General features: G+C 54.0%; 19 protein-coding genes. 10 read left to right on the top strand and 9 right to left on the bottom strand.

Going from position 1 to position 22,183, the window contains the following annotated elements; translation table 11 throughout:
* Positions 1-6: 6 nt before the first annotated feature.
* Positions 7-585 (bottom strand): NADPH-dependent FMN reductase, encoded by a 579-nt coding sequence (gene ssuE / locus WN53_RS17965; protein WP_024486043.1) that lies wholly within the window; start codon positions 583-585, stop codon positions 7-9.
* 600 nt (positions 586-1,185) lie between these two features.
* Here ssuE and pyrD point away from each other — a divergent pair.
* On the top strand, positions 1,186-2,196 hold the full coding sequence (gene pyrD / locus WN53_RS17970) for a quinone-dependent dihydroorotate dehydrogenase (protein ID WP_021804888.1): 1,011 nt from the start codon (positions 1,186-1,188) through the stop codon (positions 2,194-2,196).
* A 157-nt stretch (positions 2,197-2,353) separates the two neighbouring features.
* Complete coding sequence (locus tag WN53_RS17975) at positions 2,354-2,902, top strand: cell division protein ZapC (protein WP_024486044.1); 549 nt, start codon at positions 2,354-2,356, stop codon at positions 2,900-2,902.
* A 6-nt stretch (positions 2,903-2,908) separates the two neighbouring features.
* On the opposite strand, the gene WN53_RS17980 is transcribed toward WN53_RS17975, so the two are convergent.
* On the bottom strand, positions 2,909-4,012 hold the full coding sequence (locus WN53_RS17980; protein ID WP_024486045.1) for a YcbX family protein: 1,104 nt from the start codon (positions 4,010-4,012) through the stop codon (positions 2,909-2,911).
* Positions 4,013-4,116: 104 nt separating this feature from the next.
* Here WN53_RS17980 and rlmKL point away from each other — a divergent pair, with 104 nt between their 5' ends.
* The 6 genes from rlmKL (at position 4,117) to rmf (ending at position 12,166) form a co-directional block, all read left to right on the top strand.
* A complete protein-coding gene (gene rlmKL / locus WN53_RS17985; protein ID WP_024486046.1) occupies positions 4,117-6,237 on the top strand; it encodes a bifunctional 23S rRNA (guanine(2069)-N(7))-methyltransferase RlmK/23S rRNA (guanine(2445)-N(2))-methyltransferase RlmL in 2,121 nt (706 codons plus the stop codon).
* 5 nt (positions 6,238-6,242) lie between these two features.
* The gene (locus WN53_RS17990) at positions 6,243-8,147 is read left to right on the top strand and encodes an ABC transporter ATP-binding protein (protein WP_024486047.1); all 1,905 of its coding nucleotides are present in this window, start codon (positions 6,243-6,245) and stop codon (positions 8,145-8,147) included.
* A gap of 120 nt (positions 8,148-8,267) precedes the next feature.
* Complete coding sequence (pqiA, locus tag WN53_RS17995; RefSeq protein WP_235167025.1) at positions 8,268-9,542, top strand: membrane integrity-associated transporter subunit PqiA; 1,275 nt, start codon at positions 8,268-8,270, stop codon at positions 9,540-9,542.
* Positions 9,529-11,175, top strand: a complete 1,647-nt coding sequence (gene pqiB, locus WN53_RS18000) for an intermembrane transport protein PqiB (RefSeq protein ID WP_024486049.1) — start codon at positions 9,529-9,531, stop codon at positions 11,173-11,175. Before pqiA ends, pqiB begins: the two co-directional genes overlap by 14 nt.
* Positions 11,172-11,729 carry a membrane integrity-associated transporter subunit PqiC gene (gene pqiC, locus WN53_RS18005; protein ID WP_024486050.1) on the top strand — a complete coding sequence of 186 codons (558 nt, stop codon included), beginning with the start codon at positions 11,172-11,174 and terminating at the stop codon, positions 11,727-11,729. Before pqiB ends, pqiC begins: the two co-directional genes overlap by 4 nt.
* Positions 11,730-11,998: 269 nt before the next feature.
* Positions 11,999-12,166 carry a ribosome modulation factor gene (gene rmf / locus WN53_RS27580; RefSeq protein ID WP_071784464.1) on the top strand — a complete coding sequence of 56 codons (168 nt, stop codon included), beginning with the start codon at positions 11,999-12,001 and terminating at the stop codon, positions 12,164-12,166.
* Positions 12,167-12,236: 70 nt separating this feature from the next.
* On the opposite strand, the gene fabF is transcribed toward rmf, so the two are convergent.
* From fabF to WN53_RS18025, 4 genes are all read right to left on the bottom strand, one after another.
* Positions 12,237-13,511 carry a beta-ketoacyl-ACP synthase II gene (gene fabF, locus WN53_RS18010; protein WP_046808143.1) on the bottom strand — a complete coding sequence of 425 codons (1,275 nt, stop codon included), beginning with the start codon at positions 13,509-13,511 and terminating at the stop codon, positions 12,237-12,239.
* Entirely contained in the window at positions 13,508-14,032 is a 525-nt protein-coding gene (locus tag WN53_RS18015) for a winged helix-turn-helix transcriptional regulator (protein WP_024485666.1), read from the bottom strand. The genes fabF and WN53_RS18015 overlap by 4 nt, the downstream gene beginning before the upstream one ends.
* A gap of 112 nt (positions 14,033-14,144) precedes the next feature.
* Positions 14,145-14,663 (bottom strand): bifunctional 3-hydroxydecanoyl-ACP dehydratase/trans-2-decenoyl-ACP isomerase, encoded by a 519-nt coding sequence (gene fabA / locus WN53_RS18020; protein ID WP_024485665.1) that lies wholly within the window; start codon positions 14,661-14,663, stop codon positions 14,145-14,147.
* 68 nt (positions 14,664-14,731) lie between these two features.
* On the bottom strand, positions 14,732-16,480 hold the full coding sequence (locus WN53_RS18025) for an AAA family ATPase (protein ID WP_024485664.1): 1,749 nt from the start codon (positions 16,478-16,480) through the stop codon (positions 14,732-14,734).
* Positions 16,481-16,688: 208 nt separating this feature from the next.
* On the opposite strand from WN53_RS18025, the gene matP reads away from it, so the two are divergent.
* Complete coding sequence (gene matP, locus WN53_RS18030) at positions 16,689-17,147, top strand: macrodomain Ter protein MatP (protein WP_024485663.1); 459 nt, start codon at positions 16,689-16,691, stop codon at positions 17,145-17,147.
* A 65-nt stretch (positions 17,148-17,212) separates the two neighbouring features.
* Here the strand turns inward: matP and ompA are convergent, their stop codons facing one another.
* Positions 17,213-18,271: a porin OmpA gene (gene ompA, locus WN53_RS18035; RefSeq protein ID WP_024485662.1), complete on the bottom strand. Its 1,059-nt coding sequence runs from the start codon at positions 18,269-18,271 to the stop codon at positions 17,213-17,215.
* Positions 18,272-18,630: 359 nt separating this feature from the next.
* Positions 18,631-19,092 carry an SOS-induced cell division inhibitor SulA gene (gene sulA, locus WN53_RS18040; protein ID WP_235166994.1) on the bottom strand — a complete coding sequence of 154 codons (462 nt, stop codon included), beginning with the start codon at positions 19,090-19,092 and terminating at the stop codon, positions 18,631-18,633.
* A 277-nt stretch (positions 19,093-19,369) separates the two neighbouring features.
* Here sulA and WN53_RS18045 point away from each other — a divergent pair, with 277 nt between their 5' ends.
* On the top strand, positions 19,370-20,026 hold the full coding sequence (locus WN53_RS18045; protein WP_024485660.1) for a TfoX/Sxy family DNA transformation protein: 657 nt from the start codon (positions 19,370-19,372) through the stop codon (positions 20,024-20,026).
* A 4-nt stretch (positions 20,027-20,030) separates the two neighbouring features.
* Here the strand turns inward: WN53_RS18045 and yccS are convergent, their stop codons facing one another.
* Entirely contained in the window at positions 20,031-22,166 is a 2,136-nt protein-coding gene (gene yccS, locus WN53_RS18050; protein WP_046808144.1) for a YccS family putative transporter, read from the bottom strand.
* Between the last annotated feature and the right edge of the window lie 17 nt (positions 22,167-22,183).

Below are 22,183 nucleotides of genomic sequence, written 5' to 3' on the forward strand. Positions count from 1 at the left end.
AGGCGGTTAGGCAGTTTGCCGGGTTAACAGAGAGGCGGTGGTGTTTGGCACCGGCGGTTTACGGCGGCTGAGCGCCAGATAAAAACTGTCCAACGCTTCGTTCAGGCGTACGGCCACCCCATCGGATAGCTGGGCCTGTTCACCGTTAAGCACTATCTGGCCGTCATCGGCAAACACGCCGTGCAGCACCTCCTGGGCTTTCAGTGCCGTCAGCACCGGTTTCAACGCATAGTCCACCGCCAGCATGTGGCCGATGGAACCGCCGGTGGCCAGCGGCAAAACCACTTTGTGTTCCAGCGCACGTTCAGGAAGCAGATCGAGTAAGGTTTTCAGCGCGCCAGAAAACGATGCCTTATAAACCGGCGTGGCGATCAAGAGGCCATCCGCTGCGGCCAGTTGCGCAGCGAAGGCTTTAATATCAGGGCTGTTAAAATTGGCACGTAGCAGGTCTTCCGCCTGAAAATCGTGCAGGGTATAGGGGATCACTTCCACCTGCTGCTGTTGTAGCCAGCGTTGGCTCAGTTGTAACAGCGCCGCCGAGCGTGAGGGGAGCCTTGGGCTGCCAGCTAGAGATAAAACGCGCATCGCCACTCCTTATACCTATACCCGTCGTCTTTCAAGCTGCAGCGTTGTTACCTGCACTTGTCCACCCCAGTCACTTACTAAAAGTAAGCTCCTGGGGATGAACAAGTTTGTCGCCTAGCTGCAACTTGAAATCCATAGGGTATAAAGGTTGATTTTGTTAAATTAATGTTCGTAAAGTGTTTTAAAGCTAACAGCAAAAGGGGGTGTTGTTTAAATCTCATTTTTTGATTTTGATATGCGTAAAGGGGGAAAAGCGGGGAAATCGCGGCATACAAGGAAAACGATTGCGTTAAACGCGCTTTTTTTGCCTTTAATCAATTCCAATTGGCGAGGGGATACCGGATAATACGCCCCCGGTCTACAGGCCTATCCTGCTGACTTGAGGTTGTCGCTAAGTAACCGCTACGCCAAAGCTTGAGGCAGGTGGGAGTCATGCAGGTTAGCCGACCGTTGAGCGCAGGGATGCGCGATACGAGCCCCCATGGACGGGTTCACGGCGTGTCGGCGTTCTGCATGACTTCCACCTGTAGCACCATCATGCGCAGCGATTTAATTGCACCCTCAAGTCAGCAGGATATAACCGGGAAATCAGGAGAGTACATGTACTACCCCATTGTCAGGAAAGCCTTGTTCCAGCTCGATCCCGAGCGCGCACACGAATTGACCTTCAGTCAACTGCGCCGTATTACCGGCACTCCACTAGAGTTTCTTATCCGTCAGTCGGTGCCGAGCAAGCCGGTGAGCTGCATGGGGCTCTCTTTTAGCAACCCGTTAGGTTTGGCTGCCGGTCTGGATAAAGACGGCGAGTGCATTGATGCCTTTGGCGCGATGGGCTTTGGCTTTGTTGAGGTCGGTACCGTTACGCCGCGTCCGCAAGCGGGCAATGATAAACCGCGTCTGTTCCGCCTGGTCCCGGCCGAAGGGTTGATCAACCGCATGGGGTTCAATAACCACGGCGTAGACAATCTGGTTGAAAACGTTAAGAAATCCCATTTTGGCGGCGTGCTGGGGATCAATATCGGCAAGAATAAAGACACGCCGGTCGAGCAGGGCAAAGACGATTATCTGATCTGTATGGATAAGGTTTATCCGTATGCCGGCTATATCGCGATTAATATCTCATCACCCAATACCCCGGGATTACGATCCTTACAGTATGGTGAAGCGCTGGACGATCTGCTAGCGGCGATAAAAAATAAGCAGGCCCAATTGCAGGCTCGCCATCACAAATATGTGCCGGTTGCGGTAAAGATCGCGCCGGATCTTTCAGAGGAAGAACTGATCCAAATAGCGGACAGTTTAGTTCGTCATAATATAGATGGGGTCATTGCCACCAATACCACTCTCGATCGTAAACTGGTTCAGGGATTGAATTACTGCGATCAGGCAGGGGGATTAAGTGGCCGTCCGGTACAGTTACGCAGCACTGAAGTGATCCGTCGCCTGTCACAGGAGTTGCAAGGGCGCTTGCCGATTATCGGCGTTGGTGGAATTGATTCCCTGACGGCGGCGCGGGAAAAAATGGAGGCCGGGGCAACTTTGGTACAAATTTATTCCGGTTTTATCTTCCACGGACCGCGTTTGATTAAAGATATCGTTACCCATATCTAATATTTTGCCTTTCATTTTCGACCGGGGGTTTATTTCTGCCCCCGGCTCGTCTATATTTTGTTCGGTAGCGGAATTATCCGATGTTTAAGCAACCTTTCCGGTGATAAAATCGCCCTTTGCGTAATACTGCGTTGGCATGTGGTGAGAAGGATAAGCAATGAAGATAAAACCTGATGACAATTGGCGTTGGTATTTTGACGCTGAGCACGATCGACTGATGCTCGATTTAGCCAATGGTATGATCTTCCGTTCACGCTTTCCGGCAAAAATGCTAACCCCGGACGCCTTCGCTGAATGTGCATTCTGCGTCGATGATGCAGCGCTTTATTTTGATTATGAAGAACAGTGCAAACAGATAAAGCTCAGCCATGAACAACGTGCCGAGTTGGTATTAAATGCGCTGGTGGCCTTTCGTTTTCTTAAACCCCTGATGCCCAAGAGCTGGCATTTTGCTCAGCAACACTATCCGCTACGCCCTAAAAATGGCGAGTTGGCGGCGGTAAAGGTGATGGATAGCGGTGTCGATGCGCGTCTGCTGGTGGTGGAAGCCGGGGATAATGCCAGCCTGTGTTTGCTGGCACAAAATCAACTGACGTTGGCTGGGCGCACCATGGTGCTGGGGGATGCGATCAAAGTGATGCACGACCGCCTGAAACCTTGCATCCCGGATGAACAGTCTGCCCCGGCTTACGACAGGGCAGTGTAATCTGCGTTATGCCAGCTTCACATCGCTTTTAGGAATACAGCTGCAACAGAGGATGGCGCCGTTGGCGGCCACTGCGCTTTTCTTTAACGGCGCAACCTCGCCCTCCACCAGCGTTATCTTGCAACTGCCACACAGGCCAGCCCGGCAGGAGTAAGGAATGCGAATGCCTTGCTGCTCCAACTGCTCTAACAAGATCTGCTGGTTATTACCGGCAAACACCTTTCCTTGATACTCAATGTTCACGCTGGTGGTGCTGTCCTGCGGTGCCTGTAGGCTTTCGACGACCTTGCCTGCCCCATACGGCCGCGGTGGTTTGGTTGACAGCACTTCAACGCTATCGCCGACGCGAATAATACCGCTGTTTCGGGCAATCATGTTTTGACCAAAGTCGACGTCGCCATTATCGGCAGTGCGGAACTGTTGCAGCGTACTCAGCGGCTCGCCGCTCGGGTGTTTGCGACCACGCTCGACGCTGACCGTGGTCAATACGCAACGGCTGCAGGGTTTTACCAGATCGAACATCACGTCGCCGACGCGGATCACCTGCCAACCATCTTCTGCCCAGGCCGGACTACCGGTTACCACCAGGTTTGGGCGAAACTGCTCCAGCCTGATGTTGCTTGGGCAACGTTGCTGCAGATCCTGGAATGAGGCTTCATTAATCAGCAGATAAGGGTAACCGTCGGCAAAGGAGAGCGGAATTTCCGGGTGTTTCTTTACCCTGCGGGTTAATTCAGGCCCCACCCAGCGTAGCTGGACCTCGCGCTGAAAATAACCGCTTAGCCAACTGTTGATGGCCTCCGGTGCGATCAACGCGGTGAAATGGTTGCCCCACACCTCGGTCGGCTGCGCATCGGGGGCGAAATCAACGAAGCGGATCGCCGCGCTTTCACCGTCCGGTGCAGTCAGAAACAGGCCATCGGCCAACAACGCCGGAGTAAACAGCACCATCTGCGGGTATTGGCGGGCGGTGATGAAGGTACCGTCTGGCTCGGTGATCATGAAAGAGCGATCAAAAGCCAGGCCATGACTGGCCACCTGGGCGTGAGAAAGCTGCAAACCCCGTAGTGATTTGACCGGATGAACGTAAAGTCGGGAGAGCGTGATCACCCCTGCCTCCGTGCGATAAATGAAATAGAAGGGAGCAACTTTATGACAAGCGGTCTGGATTAGCTATAATGCGCAACAATTTTCTTTTTGGTGATAAGCACGATATGAACACTCTGTTTGCCAGCACGGCGCGTGGACTGGAAGAACTGTTAAAAAGCGAACTGGAGCGGCTTGGCGCTCACTCCTGCAAAGTGGTGCAGGGGGGAGTACATTTTCAGGGTGACGATCGTCTTCTGTACCAAAGCCTGCTCTGGAGCCGCCTGGCTTCGCGTATTCTGTTGCCGCTGAATGAATTTCGCGTGCACAGCGATTTGGATTTGTACCTCGGTGTGCAGGCCATTGACTGGCCATCGATATTTGGCCTGGATAAAACCTTTGCCGTGCACTTCAGCGGCCTCAATGAAGAGATCCGCAATAGCCAATATGGCGCGTTGAAGGTTAAAGACGCCATTGTGGACAGCTTTACCCGCAAGCTCAACGATCGGCCAATGGTAGAGAAACAGCAGCCGGACATTCGCGTGAACGTTTTCCTGCAGCGTGATATGGCCAGCGTAGCGCTCGATTTGAGCGGTGAAGGTTTGCACCAGCGCGGCTATCGCGATCTGACCGGCCAGGCTCCGTTGAAGGAAAACCTGGCGGCGGCGATTGTCCAACGTTCCGGTTGGCAACCAGGGGCGCCGATGCTGGACCCGATGTGTGGCTCCGGCACGCTGTTGATCGAAGCGGCGATGATCGCCTCCGATCGGGCGCCTGGCCTACATCGCCAACATTGGGGCTTTACCGCCTGGAACGGCCACAATGCCGAACTGTGGCGTGAAGTGATCACCGAAGCGCAGGTGCGGGCGAAACGTGGTCTGCAAGAAACCCCGTCACGCTTCTTTGGTTCGGATATCGATCGCCGCGTCATTGAAATGGCGAAGGGGAACGCCCGCCGCGCTGGCGTGGCTGAACTGATCACCTTTAACGTGAATGACGTCAGCAAACTGACCAACCCACTGCCGGAAGGCCCGGTAGGCACGGTGGTCAGCAACCCGCCATACGGTGAACGCCTTGAGAGCGAACCGGCACTGATTGCGCTGCACAATATGTTAGGGCGCATCATGAAGAGCCATTTTGGTGGCTGGCAGCTTTCGTTGTTCAGCGCCTCACCAGAACTGCTCAGTTGCCTGCAACTGCGCGCCGAGCGCCAGTTCAAAGCGAAAAACGGCCCGTTGGACTGCGTACAGAAAAACTACCAGTTGGCGGAGAATCCGCAGGGTGCTGGTGGCGTGCAGGTGGCGGAAGACTTTGCCAACCGTCTGCGCAAGAATCTGAAGAAATTGGACAAATGGGCGAAGCAGCAGGGGATCGAATGCTATCGCCTGTATGATGCCGATCTGCCTGACTATAACGTGGCGGTAGATCGCTATGGCAGTAAGGTAGTGGTCCAGGAATACGCGCCGCCGAAAACCATCGACGCGCAGAAAGCCCGCCAGCGCCTGTTTGACGTGATTAACGCCACGTTGGCGGTGTTAGAGCTGCCTTCTAATCAGTTGATCCTGAAAACCCGCGAACGTCAGAAGGGCAAGAATCAGTATGAGAAGCTGGCGCAGAAGGGCGAGTTCCTGCTGGTAGAAGAATTCAATGCCAAGCTGTGGGTCAACCTGACGGATTATCTCGATACCGGGTTATTCCTCGATCACCGCATCGCTCGCCGTATGCTGGGTGAGATGAGCAAAGGCAAAGACTTCCTCAACCTGTTTGCCTACACCGGCACCGCCAGCGTACATGCCGGGTTGGGGGGCGCACGTAGCACCACCACGGTGGATATGTCGCGTACCTATCTGGAATGGGCGGAGAAGAACCTGCGGGTTAACGGCCTGACCGGTAGACAGCACCGCTTGATCCAGGCAGATTGCCTGTCCTGGCTGCACAATGCCGACGAACAGTTCGATGTGATCTTTATCGATCCGCCGACGTTCTCCAACTCCAAACGGATGGAGAACACCTTTGACGTACAGCGCGACCATCTGGCGCTGATGAAAGATTTACAACGGATACTGCGCCGTAACGGGACCATTATGTTCTCCAACAACAAACGCGGTTTCCAGATGGATCTGGCAGGTCTGAACGCACTGGGTCTGGAGGCGAAAGAAATTACCGCCAAGACACAGTCAGAAGACTTTGCCCGTAACCGTCAGATCCACAACTGCTGGCTGGTCACCCACGCCGGCGAAGGAAAATAATTACTATGTCGTTAATCAGCATGTCCGGTGCCTGGCTCTCTTTCAGCGATGCACCTTTGTTAGACAACACCGAAATTCATATTGAAGACAATGAACGCGTCTGCCTGGTTGGGCGCAACGGGGCCGGTAAATCGACCCTGCTGAAGATCCTCGGTAAAGAGATCCCATTGGACGATGGGCGCATCATTTACGAGCAGGATCTGATTGTGGCGCGTTTGCAGCAGGATCCTCCGCGCAATATCGGCGGCACGGTGTTCGACTTTGTGGCCGAAGGCGTGGCCGAGCAGGCGGAACACCTGAAGGCGTATCACGCTATCTCGCACCAGGTAGAGCTGGATCCGAGCGAAAAGAACCTGACGCGTATGGCGCAGGTCATGGAAATCCTCGATCACCAGGGCTTATGGCAGTTGGACAGCCGTATCAGTGAAGTTCTGTTGCAACTGGGCCTGAACGGCGATGCGGAACTTTCCTCCCTGTCCGGTGGTTGGCTACGCAAAGCGGCACTGGGCCGGGCATTGGTCAGTTCACCGCGCGTGTTGCTGCTTGATGAACCTACCAACCACCTGGATATCACCACCATCGACTGGCTGGAAGGGTTCCTGAAAGAGTTCCAGGGCAGCATCGTCTTCATCTCGCACGACCGTTCGTTTATCCGCAATATGGCCACGCGCATTGTCGATCTCGATCGCGGCAAGCTGGTGTCATGGCCGGGTAACTACGAGCTGTATCTGGAAAGCAAAGAAGAAGCGCTGCGGGTCGAAGAGCTGCAGAACGCCGAATTTGACCGCAAACTGGCGCAGGAAGAAGTTTGGATCCGCCAGGGCATCAAGGCACGCCGCACGCGTAACGAAGGCCGGGTACGCGCTCTGAAAGCGTTACGTAACGAGCGTTCACAACGTCGTGAAGTGATGGGCACCGCCAAGATGCAGGTGGAAGAGGCCGTGCGTTCGGGCAAGATTGTGTTCGAAATGGAAGACGTCAATTATCAGGTTGCCGACAAAGTGCTGGTCCGGGGCTTCAGCGCCCAGGTGCAGCGCGGTGACAAAATCGCATTGGTGGGGCCAAACGGCTGTGGTAAAACCACCTTGCTGAAATTGATGCTCGGTCAACTGAAAGCCGACAGCGGGCGAGTGCACTGTGGCACCAAGCTGGAAGTGGCTTACTTTGACCAGCACCGCGCCGAGCTTGATCCAGAACGTACCGTGATGGATAACCTGGCGGAAGGTAAGCAGGAAGTGATGGTCAATGGCCGTTCGCGCCATGTGCTGGGCTATCTGCAGGACTTCCTGTTCCACCCTAAACGGGCAATGACACCGGTCAAAGCGTTGTCGGGCGGGGAGCGTAACCGCCTACTGTTGGCCAAATTATTCCTTAAGCCAAGTAATTTGCTGATCCTCGATGAACCAACCAACGATCTGGACGTCGAAACGCTGGAACTGTTGGAAGAGATGATTGATAGCTACCAGGGTACCGTATTGCTGGTGAGCCACGATCGTCAGTTCGTTGATAACTCCGTGACCGAATGCTGGATTTTCGAAGGTAATGGCGTGATCGACACTTACGTTGGGGGCTACTACGATGCACACCATCAACGTGCCACCGCCAAGCCGATCCGCACGGTAGCCACCAGCCAAACCAAGGCAGCAGTGGAGAAAAAAACCGAGCAGCCTAAGAAATCAGCAGCCAAACTGAGTTATAACCTGCTGCGCGAACTGGAGCAGTTGCCACAGCGCCTTGAACAGCTGGAAATGGATATTGAAGCCTTGCAGGCACAGGTGAGTGACGCAGGGTTCTTCTCACGCCCACATAGCGAAACCCAGCAGGTGCTGGCCGATCTTGCCACTGCGGAGCAGGCACTGGAACAAGCCTTTGCCCGCTGGGAAGAGCTGGAAGCAATGAAAAACGGCTGATTGGAAACAGGGTTGCCCGCACGCTGCTGCTGTGGGCAACCCAGGCTGTACCGATGAGCGACACGGTTAAGGAGGATAATGGTGTGTTCCCACGAAAGTCATAAGCAGCAGAGTCATGCGATGCATGGCGAGCGTCAACAGGATAACCTGATACTGTGCCCACAATGCGATATGCTGGTGGCGTTGCCGCCTTTGCAATCAGGCTCCAAGGCCGTTTGTCCCCGTTGTAAAACGACACTCAGCGCCCGCTGGGCAGAACCGCGTAAACAACCGATTGGTTTTGCCCTCAGCGCATTATTCATGCTGGTGTTAGCCAATATCTTCCCATTTATCAACATGCGCGTTGCCGGTCTGGGCAATGAAATCAAACTGATCCAAATTCCTCAGGTGATGGTGGCAGAAGACTATGCCAGCATGGCCACCCTGTTTATGGTGTTTGTGCAACTGATCCCGGCGTTTTGCATGTTGGCGATTATTCTGTTGTGTGCCAGGGTGCGGCTGCCACGACAATGGAAGATCTGGATGGCCAAGGTGCTGTTCCAGTTGAAGACCTGGTGCATGGTCGAGATCTTTCTGGCTGGCGTGCTGGTCAGCTTCGTCAAACTGATGGCCTATGGTGATATCGGCATTGGCTCCAGTTTCATCCCTTACTGTCTGTTTTGCCTGCTGCAGGTGCGAGCCTTCCAATGCGTCGATCGTCGCTGGTTGTGGCAAGATATTGAACCGGCCCCTGTGATTGAACAACCGTTGCAGGTTGGGCGTACCGGCCTGCGGCAAGGCGTTCGTTCCTGCTCCTGCTGTACGGCCATCCTGCCCGCCCAGCAGTCCAAATGCCCGCGTTGTCACACGGTGGGCTATGTACGCCGTCGCCACAGCCTGCAATGGACGATGGCGTTATTGGTCACCTCGATCATATTGTATATTCCGGCGATGCTGATGCCGATTATGATCACCGAGGCGTTGGGCAATAAAATGCCGTCAACGGTCATGGCCGGGGTGGTACTGCTATGGGGCGAAGGGTCCTATCCCGTGGCGATGGTGATTTTCATTGCCAGTATTATGGTGCCCTCGCTCAAGATGTTGGCGATTGGCTGGTTATGCCTGGATGCCAATGGCAAAGGCAAGGCCAAGGCCGATAGCGAACGTATGCATCTGATTTATGAAGTGGTGGAGTTTGTTGGCCGTTGGTCAATGATCGATGTGTTTGTGATCGCCGTGCTTTCGGCGTTGGTACGTATGGGACAGTTGATGAGTATTTATCCAGACATTGGAGCGCTACTGTTCGCCATGGTGGTCATTCTCACCATGTTTGCTGCTATGGCGTTTGATCCCCGTTTAACCTGGGATCGCGCAAATGAAACAATAAAAAAGGAGCCGCAAGGTGACGGAAAGTAATCATGGCGTCGCGGATGTTGAGAAGATCAAGCGCTGGTCGCCGGTGTGGATCATTCCCATTGTCACCGCGTTGATCGGTGCGTGGATCCTGTTTTATCACTTCAGCCATCAAGGGCCGCAAGTGACGTTGGTCACGACCTCTGCCGAAGGGTTGGAAGCGGGAAAAACCAAGATCAAAAGCCGCAGTGTGGATGTCGGTACGGTGGAAAGTGTCACCCTGAGCGAAGACTTGAGTAAAGTGCTGGTGCAGGCTCGCCTGAACTCCGGCATGGAAAAGCTGCTGCGTGACGATTCGGCCTTCTGGGTGGTGAAACCGCAGATTGGCCGTGAAGGCGTCTCTGGGCTGGGAACCTTGTTCTCTGGCGCCTACATTGAATTGCAGCCGGGCAGCAAGGGCAAGGTAGGGAAAGAGGATTATCAACTGCTGGATGCTCCGCCGCTGGCCTCACCCGATGCCAAAGGGTTGCGCGTCATACTGGACAGTGACAAGTCCGGCCAGTTGAACGCTGGCGATCCGGTGTTGTTCCGTGGCTACCGCGTCGGTTCAGTGGAAACCAGCTATTTCGATCCCAAGCTGCGCGCCATGCGCTATCAGCTGTTTATTACCGCGCCTTACGATCAGTTGATCACCACCAACGTCCGGTTCTGGAAAGACAGCGGCGTTGCCTTCGATATGTCCGCACAAGGTATGCGTGTGGAAATGGGATCCTTGGCCACGCTGTTTAGCGGTGGCGTGAGCTTTGACGTGCCTGAAGGTTGGGAGCGTGGCCCTGCGGTGAAAGAAAAGGCCGAGTTTGCCCTGTTCGATAACCAGCGCAATATTCAGGATTCGCTGTATACCGAGCATGTCGATTATCTGGTGTTCTTCTCCGAATCGATCCGTGGCTTGCAGCCAGGGGCACCAGTCGAGTTCCGTGGGATTCGCCTGGGTACCGTGGGGCAAGTGCCGTTCTACAAAGAGGGCATGCGCCAGCAACTGGATAATGACTATCGCATACCGGTGCTGATCCGTATTGAGCCAGAGCGCTTTAACCAAGAGGTGGGTAAGGGCTTCGACGTAGTACAGCATTTGAAAGATGCAGAAGCACGGGGCATACGCGCCTCGCTGAAGTCTGCTAACCTGCTGACCGGAGCGTTATATATCGATCTGGACTTCTATCCAAACGAGAAGCCGTGGAAGGGGCCGCGTGAGCTGTTCGGTTATCCGCTGTTGCCAACTACCGGCAGTGGCCTGGCGCAGATCCAGCAGAAGCTGGTACAGACGCTGGATAAGATCAATTCGATGCCGATCAATCCAATGATCAACGAAGCGACCAAAACGCTGGCCGCAAGCCAGAAGACCATGAAAGAAACGCAGAAAACCATGCAGTCGCTCAATGACATCATCAGCAGTAAAGAGATGAAGGCATTGCCGGAAGATATGCAGAAAACCCTGCAAGAACTCAATCGCAGTATGAAAGGGTTCCAGCCAGGATCGCCTGCCTACAACAAGATGGTCGGTGATATGCAACGTCTCGATCAGGTGCTGCGTGAGCTGCAACCGGTGCTGCGTACCCTGAACGATAAGAGCAACGCCCTGGTATTTGAAGCCGCGGGCAGTAATGACCCTCAGCCGAAGAAGGCCAAAAAATGAAAAAATGGATCCCGGTAGTTCTGGCGCTGTTGCTGAGTGCCTGTAGCAGTACGCCCAACAAGACCTACTATCAGTTACCGGCGTTGGGCACGCCGGCTCAGGTGAGTGGTACCCAGGCGTCACGTCAGCTGTGGTTGGAGCACGTTAGCGTGGCGGATTTCCTGGCGCAGAGTGGGGTGGTCTACCAGACTAACGACGTGCAGTTTGTGATTGGGCAAAACAACCTGTGGGCCAGCCCGTTGGATCAGCAATTGCAGCAGACGTTGGTGACCAACCTGGGCAGCGCTTTGCCGGGTTGGGTGGTGTCATCACAGCCGATGAGCAGCGATCAGGATGTGCTTAACGTCACCATCAGCGGCTTCCATGGCCGCTACGATGGTAAAGCGATCGTGCGTGGTGAATGGGTGCTGAGCCATCAGGGCAGGCTGATCAAGCGGCCATTCAACCTGGAATTGAAACAGGGTGAAGATGGCTATGACGCCTTGGTTCGCACCTTGGCCCAGGGCTGGTTGCAGGAAGCGCAGGAGATTGCCGCACAGGCAGCTCGCCTTTAATCATAGCTTGTAATAATTCGTTCTAAAGCCATCCCGGTGAGACAAAGCAAATGCCTCGCCGGGATTTTTTTATTTTATTATCATGTAATTAAATCCACTCGAGCAATATCAGCCACTTAGCTTATGCGCCGTGCATAGCTCACAAATATGACAACGGTATGAAATTTGAACGTTGATCTTCTCGCCATTTAGGGCTATTCCTTAAATGTGGCTGTATTTCGTGCGGCCATTGTTTTCTTTCCACAAAGTCACAACGAGGGAAATGAGGCATGAAGAGACAGAAAAGAGATCGTTTGGAACGGGCTGAATCACGTGGTTACCAAGCAGGTATTGCAGGGCGTTCAAGGGAACTTTGTCCCTACCAATCTTTAGACGCCCGGGCTAACTGGCTGGGAGGTTGGCGACAAGCCATGGAGGACAGGGCTGTGACCGCTTAAGCGGCTCTCTGTCATGAATTAAGGAACGACCTCCGCCAAACAAGCGGAGGTTTTCGTTTTAAGCGTAAAATTATTCCTGCCAGCGTTTCAGCAAAATACTCGCGTTGACTCCCCCAAAACCAAATCCGTTCGACAGGGCATAGGTCATTGCCATCGGTTCCGGCTTATTGGCCACCAGATGCAAACCGGCGGCGGCAGGGTCTGGATTATCCAGATTCAGAGTGGCCGGAGCGATTTGATCGCGCAGCGCCAGGGCGGTGAAAATGGTTTCCAGGCCGCCTGCGGCTCCCAGCAGATGGCCGGTGGCCGATTTGGTGGAGGTGATAGCGATATGCCCATCGGTGCCGAACAGGTGTTTGATGGCGTTGATTTCACCCAGATCGCCAACCGGGGTTGAGGTGGCGTGTGCATTCAGATGCTGAACCTGATCTGGCGTGACGCCAGCCTGTTTCAGCGCAATCTTCATCGCCCGATAGGCGCCGTCGCCATCTTCGGCCCCGGAAGTCATATGGTAGGCATCCGCACTGGTGCCGTAACCGACAATCTCAGCTAACGGCTTGGCACCGCGTGCCAACGCATGTTCCAACGTCTCGATCACCAACATCCCGGCCCCTTCACCCATCACAAAGCCGTCGCGGGCGCTGTCAAACGGGCGTGACGCTTTGGTTGCGGCATCCGCAGGCGTGGTTGACATGGCTCGGGCAGCGGCAAAGCCCCCCAGGCTAACGGTATCGATAGCGGCTTCCGTTCCGCCACATAAGGCGATATCGGCTTCATCGTTGCGGATCATCCGCACCGCATCGCCAATGGCCTGTACGCCTGCTGCACAGGCGGTGACCGGTGCGCCAATCGGCCCCTTGAATTGATGCTTGATGGAGACATGGCCGGCGGCCAGGTTAACCAAAAAGGAGGGAATGGTGAAAGGAGAGAGGCGCTTAGGCCCGCGGCTATCCGTGGTGCGCACCGCATGGGCGATAGCGGGGAAGCCACCAATGCCGGAGGCGATCACGGTGGCCGTCCGTTCCTGTTTCTCCTCACTATCGGCGTTCCAACCAGCCTGCTTGATGGCTTCGTCAGCGGCGGCCATCGCCAGCAGAATAAAGCGGTCCATTTTCTTTTGGTCTTTCGGTGCCACGCTCAGGTCTGGATCAAAACCGGCAGCGGCATCTTGCTCCAGCGTGGGCACCTGACCGCCGATCTTGACCTGCAAATCTGCCACCATCTCTTCGGGCAGTGGGCTGATCCCTGACTGACCCGCCAACAGGCGTTGCCAGATCGGCTCTACGCCGCAACCTAAAGGAGAGACGGCCCCCATACCGGTGATAACTATACGACGACTGCTCATAGTGACTCCTTGGATGATTCATTAAGTAAGGCGTAGTGATGCTGCATCAGAGAAGCACGGCGTGACATGGCCTCTCCGGCCGCAGGACCTGCCGCTAACGTGATGTGCTGTAGGGCGATAGGTTGCTGGGTTAGCGCATCGATTAATTGAGGCTGTATGGGTTGACCGCTGCGTCGATCGACCAGTTCTGCGCTGTGCGCCCCTTCGCTCAGATGAGTATTTCCCCACTGGAACAACGTCACCAAGACCGGGAAGAAATCCTTGCCGCGCTCGGTGAGCAGATATTGATAGCGTACCGGGCGAGTCTGGTAGCGTTGCTTATATAGAATGCCGCTTTCCACCAAAAATTTAAGCCTGCGGGTCAGCAGCGTGGGGGATAGCCCCAGGCTTTGCTGAAACTCGTCAAATTTGCTCAGGCCATGAAAAGCATCGCGCAGGATCAAGATGCTCCACCATTCCCCCACGCGCCCTAACGAACGGGCGATTGGGCAGGGGGTCGTCGCAAAACTGGTCTTTTTCATGCAGCCCTCTTGGTGAATACATTTATTGTAGTCACTGAGTGGCGATTAAACGACCAGCTCAGTAATAACACAGGGGAAATAAACGGCGACCGAGAGAGGCCGCCGTAGGGCATTAGAACGCTGCTGCGTCCTTGAACAGGCCCACTTTCAGATCGCTGGCGGTATAGATCACTTTGCCATCGCACAGCACTTCGCCATCAGCCACGCCCATAATCAGCTTGCGGATGATCACGCGTTTGAAGTTGATGCGGTAGGTGACCTTTTTAGCGGTTGGCAGTACCTGACCGGTGAACTTCACTTCGCCGACACCCAGCGCACGGCCTTTGCCTTCACCGCCCATCCAGCCGAGGTAGAACCCTACCAACTGCCACATGGCATCCAGACCCAGGCAGCCTGGCATGACCGGATCGCCAATAAAGTGGCAATCGAAGAACCACAGATCCGGATTGATATCGAGCTCAGCTTCTACGTAGCCTTTATTGTGGCTACCACCGTCTTCGGTCATCTTGACCACGCGGTCCATCATTAACATGTTGCCTGATGGCAACGGTGGCCCACCGGCGCCAAACAGTTCGCCACGGCCCGATGCTTCGAGATCTTGTTTCGTATAGGATTCGCGTTTATCTACCATGTTCTCAGTAAACCTTATTTTGATGAAGGACGCAGATTAACTTACACGTGTACGCTGAACAAGTCCGATCAGCCACGGCTGAACCAGTTAAGCCAGCGCAATGGCCACGGCAACGGACGCCGTTCTGGCAACATGGCCTGTGCAATTCGCTCCTGGATGGCGGCCAGCAAGCTCGGCTGCTGCTCCTCGGCGAACGGATAGCCGGTCAATAACGGCAAGGCTTCCGCAACGCTATCTACCGCCCACAGATGGAATTGCCCAACACGCACCGCTTCGACGACGTCTGGGCGCAGGCAAAGGTGCCGTACGTTGCTGGCTGGCAGGATCACGCCCTGTTTGCCCGTCAGGCCGCGGCGTAGACAGACCTCGAAGAAACCTTCGATTTTTTCGTTTGCGCCACCGATCGGTTGCACATTACCAAACTGGTCAACGGAACCTGTCACGGCGATTTGCTGGGTGATCGGCTGCTGTGACAATGCGCTGATCAGGGCGCAGAGTTCGGCTAGTGAGGCGCTATCCCCGTCAACTTCACCGTAGGATTGCTCAAAGACGATCGAAGCGGAGAAGGGCAGTTGCTGATCGAGATCCAGTTCGGAGATCAGGAACGCCTGCATGATCATCATACCTTTGGCGTGCAGATTGCCCCCAAGCTCGGCCTTGCGCTCCACATCGGTAAATTCGCCATCGCCCAGGTGGACTACACAACTGATGCGCGAAGGTTCGCCAAAGCTGCGCGGATGCCCTGGATAATCCAGCACCGACAGGCCGTTAATCTGACCAATCACCTCACCTTCGGTTTCGATCATGATCTGGCCCAGTTCAATCTCGTCCTGCATGCGTTCTGCGAGATAGCTTTCACGCCATTCGCGGGCATTCAGCGCCGCTTCTAACGCTTTAGCGGTGATCTGCTCCTCTTCGGCATACAGAGCGGCCTCAGAAAGCTGCTGGCTGACCCAAAGTGGTGATAGCGGTAGGTTACCCTGGTCACCGGTATGGCGCACCGCCTGGACCATCAGAGGCTGCCAGGCGTCGGCTGCCAGCGGTGGTAATTGCTGTTCGGCGACCACGCTATTGATATAGCCACACCATTGCACCATATCGTCTGGCTCGGTGAGCTGTAGATCGTCTTCATATTCACCGTAGACGGCCTGCCCGCAGACTTCAGGCTCCATATCGTGGAAATCAGCCAGGCCATGGCGATCGCCCACTACAATCAGGCGTAACTCCAACGGCATCGGAGGGATGGAAATCGGCAGTGGCCGGGTTTCATCTGGCGTCAGCCACTGGAACTGGCGCTGGGTAATCATCTGCTTGAGACGCAGCCACAATAGCGGCTGTGCCAATAGGGCACGCGCCGACAGGATCAGCACGCCGCCGTTAGCCTGATGGACCAGGCCCGGTTGCAAGGTGATCGCACCATTGTGCATTCTGACGCAGCCAAATAACTGTTCTGGCTCAACCCATTCCTGGTAAACGCAAGCACCGCCGGCGGCAAAAGGTTCATCGCCGCGCAGGGCATTTTTAATGCTGACGGTGTCGCCTTCAATCACGTAGTGACTGCCTTTAACGGTATTCTGCGGTTGCAACTCTTCTGCCGCTCGGGCGATCAACGCCAGATACTCACGTGTTTCCTGTGCTTTCAACAGCATAAAACGTGGCAGAGACAGCGGATGCAAAAACAGCGTCAGCGCATTCTCCAAACGGGGCTGGATTGCAGAAAAGGCCACGGGTGCCAATTGAGCAGCGGAATCGAAAATCGCCTGATAAGGCGTAGCAGCAGGCAACAGAGATTGCCATTCAAGTCGGTTATTGGTCAAAGTGTTAGATGCAATCGTCAAAAAGGGAAAGCGCGATTATACAAGAATAACGCCAGCTTGATACCTCCAGAGTCATTGTTGAGCATCGGAGTTTGACATTGCCCGATGACTGTGCAAAAAACAGTCAAAAACGGCGGGTAATTGCCGAGGAAAAGTTGGCTAAAGCTGTTATGCTTATTAAAGTTACACGGTCACAGCAGAGTTCACGATGAAATATCAGCAACTGGAAAATCTGGAGAGCGGTTGGAAATGGAAGTACCTGGTGAAAAAGCACCGGGAAGGTGAAGCGATCACCCGCTACATTGAAAACAGCCTTGCTCAGGAGGTCATTGACCAACTGCTGAAGCTGGAAAATGAACCGGTCAAAGTGCTGGCGTGGATCGATGAGCACATGAATCCGACGCTGGATAATCGGATGAAACAAACCATCCGCGCCCGGCGTAAGCGTCATTTCAACTCAGAACATCAGCATACGCGCAAGAAATCGATCGATCTGGAGTTCCTGGTCTGGCAACGTTTGGCTGCGCTGGCGCATCGCCGTGGCGTCACCCTGTCGGAAACTGTCGTACAGCTGATCGAAGATGCCGAGCGAAAAGAGAAGTATGCCAGCCAGATGTCATCGCTGAAACAGGATCTACAGGCGATCCTGGGTAAGGATGATAAATAGCATTACCTAACGTTAGGCCAAAAAAAAACCCCGCAATGCGGGGTTTTTTACTAAGAAGCGCTTACTTAGCCCTGAGGCTGAGAAACAACTTCTTTGATGCCTTTAACTTCGATCTCTACGCGACGATCTGGAGCCAGACATGCGATCTGAGCTGCAGTTGCGCGGCCTGAACGGTAGCCACAAGAGTCACCGGTAACTGGGTTAGCTTTACCCATGCCACGTGCAGAAATCTTGTCTGAAGGGATACCTTTAGACACGAGGTAATCCACAACGCTTTGTGCACGTTGCTCAGACAGGCGCAGGTTGTATTCTGCTGAACCTACTGCATCAGTGAAGCCCAGAACTACAACAGAACCGTCTTTCGGATCCAGTGAGCTCAGTTGGGTGTACAGCTGATCCAGAGCTTGTTGGCCTTCTGGCTTCAGGGTCGCTTTGTTGAACGCGAACAGAACGTCAGAAGTCAGAGTGAACTTCTTGGTCTCAACAACTGGAGCTGGGGCTGGAGCTGGAGCTACTACTGGAGCAGCAACTTCCTGGCCAAAGCGGTAGGAAACACCTACGCTCAGCATGCCGTTGTCTGGACGTGCGCCAACGGTACCTGCATCACCGATGTTGTTAACCCACTGGTAGTCCAGACGGGTAGCCCAGTCACGGTTCAGTGCGTATTCAACACCCACTGCTGCCAATGGAGAAACGCCAGTGTCATGGTTGCCACCGTTAGAGCCAGCACCATCACTGTCTGCACGCCATACCATGCCACCCAGACGAGTGTAGATGTCCAGATCGTTCATGATTGGGTAGCTCAGTTTAGCTGCCAGTTGAACGCCTTGAGCTTTGAAAGAACCGGTGTTAGCGCCGGTATATTTCATACGACCTAACCAGTCGTAGCCCATTTCGAAGCCCAGGTATTGGTTTGCCTGATAGCCAACGAACGCACCAGCACCAATCTGGTCTTTACGTGCGTCGTTATCAACGGTGTAACCGTTACCGTAGAAACCGGTGTCATGGAACTGGGACCAACCCAGTTTAGCACCAGTGTACCAAGTGTCGTCTTTTGGTGCGGCTTGCGCTACTGTAGCGAAACCTGCCAGTGCCACTGCTAATGCGATAGCTGTCTTTTTCATTTTGCGCCTCGTTATCATCCAAATAGGCAATGAGCTTTAAAGCTGCTTTAAGCCCTTGGTTTAAATTCCTTCGCCAAGGTTTGAGCCCTCGTTTGTTACTCTGCCAGTTTTTCTGGCGTTATAGAGCAACCTTGGCGATGTAAAGTCTACAACGTGGCGCGAAAGTTACAAGTGTGATGTGATAAAGCTCTAAAAAAAAACATGGAATTAGACATATCCTCTAACATATCGGGGTGCTAAACGAGACTTTTTTTCACCTGGAAGGTCGCGCCGAACCGCAGCCAACCTCGCTTTTCGCCTGATCTGCCTGCGATTGCCAGACCAAACGATAAAAGTGATGGGAAAAGTCCTAAATTTACTTAATGATACAAAGAAGAGTGAATTTTTAAGGTTGAACAGTGTCTGTCGGCAGCCACGATGTCACGTTGGGGTCGCATAATGAACCCATAGGCATTGCCCAATTCTGCCGCTCTACTTAACCTTAGACGATCCTCTTGTGTCAATTCAGGTAACCAGCCAAGCACCACACTGTAATTTCCTGTCAGTAAAGCCTTCTCCATGGCGTCTACGGTAGCCAGTGGACTGATCTGATTAAGCTGTACGACCTTATCAACCGGCAGGCTGGCCTGTTGCAGCCAGGTTTTGCTCAGTTTCTGCTGCGGGGTCAGCCACAGTAACCAACGTGATTGCCTGCCTAACTGTTGCAACAAAGGCACCAGCAACTGGGCTACGGCGGGTTGCCGCTCATTGTAAACAAGCTCACTGATTAGGCCATTTTCGTTGCCCTCTTGCGCAGGGATCACCGCTTGCTTTGCCGGCATTGAGGATTGGCTAAAATGAGGTTGATAAAGTGATTGAGTACGCATGTCGTCTCCCGCCCGTAGTGTTACTGTATGTATATACAGTATAGCCATCGAAACAGAAGATCAACCCAAATTTTCGTAACGCTTCGCATAATTGAGATTATTTATTGTACGTCTTGAATTTATGATTGGCACGACTAGGGATAATGCGTATTTTTTTTAATTAGTTGTTCCAGTTACGTTTATTCCAACCAAAACATGCCTAATGGCTATGGCTTCATATAAGGAGAGTTAAATGAATGGAGGATCGTTAAGGAGGATCGAACAGGCAAAGTCCTGCTTTGCCGCCCTGGGAAATATTGCCATACGCTCGCAGTTTGGCGGCTATGGCCTGCTGGCGGACGGCACAATGTTTGCGGTCATTACCGAAGGTGAGCTGTATTTGCGTGCAACAGAAAGTCTGGAAACCGCGTTCCGTGAGCGTGGCATGGTGAATATGACCTATTTAAAGCGAGGGGTCCCCATGGTCATGCGCTATTACTGGGTGAATGAAGAGTTGTGGCGGCAGCGTCGCGAACTGTGTGCGCTTGCCTGGCAGGCTCTCTGTGAGACGCGTAAAGAGATTAAGGTGAAAAAAAGCTGCAATGGCAGATTGAAAGATTTACCGAATATTGATGCTTCATTAGAGCGCCAGCTGTGGCGAGCAGGCATATGCAATATTTATGATTTTCGCCTGTTGGGGGCCAGAGATAGCTATCTGAAGTTGCTGCAACAGCAAAAAAATCTGGGCATGAAAGTGCTGATGTCACTGGCGGGTGCCATGGCGGGTTACCACCATGCCGCCTTGCCGAATCTACAAAGGGAGGCGTTGACCGAATGGTTCGAAAACAACGCGCTCTTTCCCTCCTTTGAGGCACGGTCAGAAGACCGTGCCTGCGGCCCACATCTTTGAACTATCAACCGGCTTGAGTAATTTGTGTATTAAGTGCCGTCAGCTCTGGTAGCAATTCGAGCACCAGGCCAATTTGCTGCAACACCAGTTGTTCTTTGCTTTCCGGCTCCGGAACCAGCGCAGTAATACGCTCGGAGAGGGCTTCCAGTGCCTGCGTGATACGCTGACGATCATGAGCGTCGTGGTGTAATGCACCATCAACATAGCAAACCGCATCGTTGAGCAAATCCAGCACGGCGGCACTTTCCAGGCGCTCACGGTGGGCACCCAGGGCAGAAATATAGCTCAGCAAGGTATGGTTAAGGCACAGCAGGCGAAATGCCGCTTCCTGAATGGTTTTATCGGCTTTAGGGTCGGCAGACATGTTAGAGATCACCGACGCCAATTCGGCATCGCTATTATGGGCATCGCGGCGGGCAATACGATAAGGCAGGCCGTTATCCTTGCCCTGATGGTATTGCACCAGAATGGCATCCAGATAGCGGCAGTCGGCATTCAGTGTCTTACGCACCATGGCCGGTAACTGACGGAACTTCCAGTCTGGCCAGATAAAACTCACCGCTGCCCAGGCGATGGCACAACCCAGCAGGGTATCGTAGACGCGCGGGGCAGCCACTTCGAACCCTTCGCCCAGCAGGTTAAAGCATAGCAAGACCAACAGGGTGATAAACATCGTGGCGTGGGCATATTGCACGGTTCGGAAGGCGAAGAACAACACGCCCGAGATCACGATCAGAATCAACTGCCCTTCCAGCGAGGGCACAAAATACAGGATCGGCAGCCCGATCAAAATGCCAGCCAGAGTGCCGATGATCCTTAACGCCAAGCGCCTGCGGGTGGCGTTGTAGTTGGGCTGGCAGACAAACAGGCTGGTCAGCAGGATCCAATAACCGTGCTGCATCCCGGTCAGTTGAATAAACGCATAGCCTACGCACAGCACCACAGACATACGGATGGCGTGGCGGAATAGGGCGGATTGTGGTGTCAGGTGGCGGCTGATACGCAGGCGAATATCGCTCCAACCGGTGAGCCGGTCGTCTGACAGGTTGTTTTCCTCGGTTTGGCCACTCGCCAAGGATTGCTCAGACTCGATATTGGCCAACTGGGCGTCAATTGCCCGTAAATTCTTCAGCAGATGGGATAGCGCTCTGGTCAGTTCGCGATTTTCTGGGGTAATGGTAACCCGGGTCAGCGCCTCTTCCAGGCGTGAAAAAGCGGGCTCAAAACGCGGGCTATGCAGATATTTCTGCCGTAATAGTATCGACTGCGCCAGTTGCTGGCAGGCACGGGCCTGCTTGGCCAGCAGCCGCTGGAAGCGGAACAGAATATCGCTGTGGCGGAACTGTTGGCTTAGCGCCTGATACTGTACGTGAGAAGAACTGGCGCGCTCATGGATATCCTGAGCGACAAAATAGTAGTGCAGCGTTCTGCGGGTGCCGCGCTGGCCACGGTCGCCTTTCAAGCGGGTCAGCAGTGAAGCCTTGGTCAGGTTAAGCGTGGTGACCAGTGTGCTGTTAGCCATCGCCACGTCTACCCACGGCAGATCGGCGTCCGATTCGGCATCTGGATCGAACAGGTTGGCCTTGGCATCCAGGTAGTTGGCCAACTGTTCATAGCAGCGGGCCAGGTTTTCCTGTAGGGGCTTGATAGGGAATAGCAGATGGCCGATCAGCGTCAGCAAGTTGTACCAAACGGCACCGATAATCAGCAGGGTAGGTTGCTGGTACCAGGCGTCGTACATGGAGGTGCCAAGCATGGTGTAGACGGCGATCAGCAAGGCACCGAAGGCGATAGTGGCGTAACGCTGCCCTAATGCCCCCAACAGGATAAAACCGCAGGTTGAGGTCGTCAGCCCGAGGGCAAACAGCCAGGGGTAAGGAAACAGCAGTTCAATCGATGTCGAGGCCACGAAAAAGCAAACTAGCGTAATGAGCAGATTTCGCAATCTTCCTGCCAGCCGGTCGTCCAGATCCGCTAGCGCGGCGGCAACGACACCCAGCGTTAACGGAATGGTCAGTTTAGGGACGCCCAACCACCACGGCACCGCAGAGGCCCCGGCCAGAGCGATAAAAATACGCAGGTTATAAAGCAGGTTACTGTTATAGGTATAACGCCGAATTTTGGGTGCTAAAGAGAGCACGACAAGCTCCTAAATGG

This window comes from Serratia fonticola (assembly GCF_001006005.1).
GTDB classification, from domain to species: Bacteria; Pseudomonadota; Gammaproteobacteria; order Enterobacterales; family Enterobacteriaceae; genus Chania; species Chania fonticola.